The organism is Spirosoma sp. (assembly GCF_048594605.1).
Taxonomy (GTDB): Bacteria; Bacteroidota; Bacteroidia; order Cytophagales; family Spirosomataceae; genus Spirosoma.
The window spans coordinates 1-4,433 of record NZ_JBMDWV010000160.1; the positions used below are offsets into that span (position 1 = coordinate 1).

The following is a 4,433-nucleotide window of genomic DNA, read 5'->3' on the forward strand; positions in this document are numbered from 1 at the left end:
CATCGAGTTATCGCTGGACGAAGATGCGTCAAATCTGACCGAGATTGTGGTAACAGCTCTGGGTCTAACGCCCGAAAAGAAAGCTCTGGGGTATGCGGTTCAGGAATTTAGCGGCAAACAGCTCTCGCAAGCCCGGGAAACGAACCTGGTCAATGCCCTGTCGGGACGTATCGCCGGGGTGCAGGTTACAGGTTCAAACGGAGCGCCAGGCGCTTCGTCGCGGATGCTGATTCGCGGAGCCAACTCGATTGGCAGCAACAACCAGCCCCTGTTCGTGGTCGACGGCGTACCTATTGACAACAGCAATATTGGCTCCGGTACGTCGGTCGACTATGGCAACGGAGCTGCGTCGATTAACCCCGACGATATTGAGAATGTAAGCGTTCTGAAAGGTCCCAGCGCGGCCGCCCTGTACGGATCGAGAGGTGCCAATGGAGTGGTTCTTATTACGCTTAAAAGTGGTAAAGGCTCCAAAGGTATTGGCGTAGCGGTCAATTCGAACACTACGTTCGATACGCCCTTCCGGCAGCCTGAATGGCAGAATGAATACGGCCAGGGGGGCAAAGGGCAGTTCAAATACGTCGATGGTCGGGGTGGCGGTGTTAACGATGGCGTCGACGAAAGCTGGGGACCAAAGCTGGATGGACGACTAATCGAGCAGTTCGACTCTCCGGTGATTAACGGCGTCCGGCAGGCTACTCCCTGGATTGCTCATCCCGATAATGTCAATCAATTTTACCAGACGGGCCGCACGCTGACCAACAACGTATCGTTGACGGGCGGAAGTGAAAAAGGCGACTTTCGGCTGTCGTTCACGGACCTGAATCAAACAGGAATTCTGCCAAACACCGATTACAAACGTCGGACAATAGCGATCAACGCAGGATGGAATCTGACGGATAAACTTAGCATTCGGGCTACCGGAAACTATGTGAAAGACGGCAGCGACAACCGCACAAACTGGGGGCTTTATTTTATCTGGTTCGGCCGGCAGGTGGACATGGAACAGTTGAAAAACTATCAGGCGCCGGGCAGCATTTACCAACGTAACTGGAACGATAACTACTGGACAAACCCGTATTATCAACTCAACGTCAGTGCCCGCGAAAACACCAAAGATCGGCTGTTCGGTAACCTGTCTGCTACGTATCGGTTCACGCCCTGGCTAAGTCTGATAGCCCGTACAGGTACGGATTTTTATAATGATCGACGCAAGACCAAAAACGCAGCCCGGACCGCTAACCTCTTCGACAGTTATAACGAAGACCTGATTTTTGTTCAGGAAACTAACAGCGATTTCCTTCTGAATGCTACGCACAAATTCGGCGAGTTTGACATAACGGCCAACGTAGGGGGTAACCAGCGCACAAACTACACCCAACGCAATTACACAGGTGCCACCGAACTAGCCATACCACGGGTCTGGAACATCGGTAATTCGCGCCAGCGGCCCGAAACGACGAACACAGCCTACACGAAGAAAGTCATCAATAGCTTATACGCTTCGGCCAACCTCGGCTATCGGAATTATCTGTTCCTGGATCTGACCGTTCGGAACGACTGGTCGAGTACGTTGCCCGTCAACAACAACTCGTATTTCTATCCATCGGCGGCTCTGAGCGCGGTATTGACTGACATGTTCAACGTCAATTCGCCGACGCTGTCGTTTGCCAAAGTGCGGGCGAGTGTCGCTCGCGTGGGGAATGATACCGATCCATATAACCTGCTTCAGACGTATTCGTATGCGGATGCGTGGGGATCGTTACCGTCGCTGGCCGAAAGCAATGCCATTCTGAACGCTGAGTTGAAACCCGAACTGACAGATTCTTACGAAGTGGGTGCCGAAATAAAACTATGGCGAAACCGGGTTGGTCTCGACGTAGCCTACTATGGCAAAGAATCGTTCAATCAGATTCTGAGCGTAAACGTATCGAATGCTACGGGTTTCTCATCGAAATGGCTGAATGCGGGGCGCATACAGAACAAGGGAATCGAAATTCAGCTGACGGGCTCCCCCGTGAAAACGGCTAGTTTTCAGTGGGACGTAGCACTCAACTGGGCACGCAACCAGAATAAAGTGGTTGAACTGGCCGATGGACTGGAAACGTACACGCTGGGAACCGTACGCGGTATGACCATTGAAGCACGGAAGGGTCAACCTTACGGAACATTCTTTGGGCAGGGCTTCCTGCGTGCACCCTCTGGCGAGATCGTGTACGACAACAGCGGCTACCCCCGTATCGACCCTACCCGCCGGATATTGGGCAACTTTACCCCACGCTGGATTGGTGGCTTCCAGAACACATTCACCTACAAGAATCTGTCGCTCAGTACGTTGATCGACGCTAAAGCCGGCGGTGATATTTTCTCTCAGACCATCAACATTGGCCGATATACGGGTGTGCTGGCCGAAACGACGCTTGGCCGCGAAACGGGTATTATTGGCCAGGGCGTAGTGAATACAGGAACGGCTGAGAACCCGGTTTATACCCCAAATACCAAGAATATCTCGTCGGAGGAGTGGCACCACAAATACTATCTGCTTACCAACAACGAAGAAACCATATTCGACGGCAGCTACGTGAAGCTGCGCGAAGTTCGGCTAACGTATCGGTTACCGGGCAAGGTGTTCCCTCGCCTGCCTTTCCGCGACATCACCTTTTCGGCTGTAGGTCGTAACCTGGCGTTGCTCTACAGCAAAATCCCGCACATTGATCCGGAAACCAGCTACTACAACGATGGAAACCTGCAGGGTATCGAAAACGGGCAGATTCCGACAACTCGTTCGATTGGCTTCAATATCAGCTTCAATCTGTAATCATTCTGGCAAATAGCCATCAGAAGTCCAACTCATTGAGCAGGCTTCTGATGGCTACTCATCACTATCGAATTATGAAATCCATTTTTTATTCGTTCCGACATAAAACCGCGTTGGCCTGCTTACTGTATAGTATGACGGCCTGCACAGGCGAGTTTGCCGAAATCAATACCAATCCCAATACACCTACCACAGCCTCGGCGGATCTGTTCATGCCGCATGGTATCCAGACGGCGGTCAACGCTTATTGGGGCGGGTCGCTGGGTATGGACGTGGGCGATGGTTTTTCGCAGCACTGGGCCCGGATTCAATATACTGACATCGACCAGTACACGGTCACCAACGACGTTGCCAACACAGGCTGGCAAAACCTGTACATCGAATCCATCGCCGATTACCAGCGGATTTATAAAATCGGTCAGGCAACGGGCAATACAAATTATCAGGCAGTTGCCATGATTATGCGGTCATTTGCTTTTTCTGTCCTGACCGACGTTTACGGCGACATACCGTATAAACAGGCAATTCAGGGAATTGAGGGCATATTACAACCCAAATACGATGCGCAGAAAGACGTATATGCCGGTCTGGTAGCGGAGTTAAAAACCGCTGGTGAAATGATCGACGTAGCTGATAAATCGAAAGCGATTGGGGGTGATATTCTGCTAAACGGCGATTTAACGAAATGGCGCAAGTTTGCCAATTCGCTCAGCCTGCGGATTCTAAACCGGATGCTGGGAAAACCCGATGCCCCCATCGACGTAAAAGCCGAGATCGAGCGTATTCTGAAAGATCCTGCGAAATACCCCGTACTGGCCTCCAACAGCGATAATATCCAGTTGGTCTATCTATCGGCAGCACCAAGCAATAATCCAGTCAATGAGAATCGTAAAACGCGCGATGATCACCGGGTGGGCGCTACGTTGGTAAACAAGCTGAAGGCGCTCAGCGATGCCCGTCTGCCGATATATGCCAATTTACCAGCCGACGGAGGTGACTACAAAGGCGTACCCAACGGCCTGTCTGCATCAGATGCCAACGCGCTGGGTTTATCCAAAACCTCGAAAGTGGGGAATTATTTTGTAGCAGCCACGGCACCGGGCGTACTCATGAGTTACGCCGAACTACTGTTTATCAAGGCAGAGTTTGCCTACAAGGGCATCACGGCGGCTGGCGACGTAGCAACTAATTATACCGATGCGATCAAAGCCTCCCATATACAGTACGGGTTGACGGCAGCACCGGCTTATCTGACGACAAATGCGCTGAAATCGGGAACCGATGGCTATACGCAGATTATGGAGCAAAAGTGGATTGCGCTTTATGGTCAGGGCGTCGAAGCCTGGACGGAGTACCGACGGACGGGCATTCCGGCCTTAGCGCCTTCGGTGATTAACACAAATGGCAATGTTATCCCGACACGCTTGCCTTACCCTGGCTCCGAAGAGTCGTTGAACTACGCCAATTTTAACGAAGCATTGACCCGTCAAGGCGGCAAAAACGACATGAAACTCAAACTCTGGTTCGCTAAATAAGCAACGTAGCGCGGACGACCGGTCGTCCGCGCTACGTTGCTTATTTAGCGAACCAGAGTTTGAGTTTCATGTCGTTTTTG

Annotated in this window: 2 protein-coding genes; both read left to right on the forward strand. The window is 51.7% G+C overall.

Annotated elements, in window-relative coordinates; translation table 11 throughout:
- Positions 1 to 2,818, forward strand: a 2,818-nt coding sequence (locus ACOJS8_RS10135) for a SusC/RagA family TonB-linked outer membrane protein (RefSeq protein ID WP_420148425.1), incomplete at its 5' end; no start/stop codon positions are given.
- Positions 2,819 to 2,892: 74 nt separating this feature from the next.
- The gene (locus tag ACOJS8_RS10140) at positions 2,893 to 4,353 is read left to right on the forward strand and encodes a SusD/RagB family nutrient-binding outer membrane lipoprotein (RefSeq protein ID WP_420148426.1); all 1,461 of its coding nucleotides are present in this window, start codon (positions 2,893 to 2,895) and stop codon (positions 4,351 to 4,353) included.
- The last annotated feature ends 80 nt before the right edge of the window (positions 4,354 to 4,433 follow it).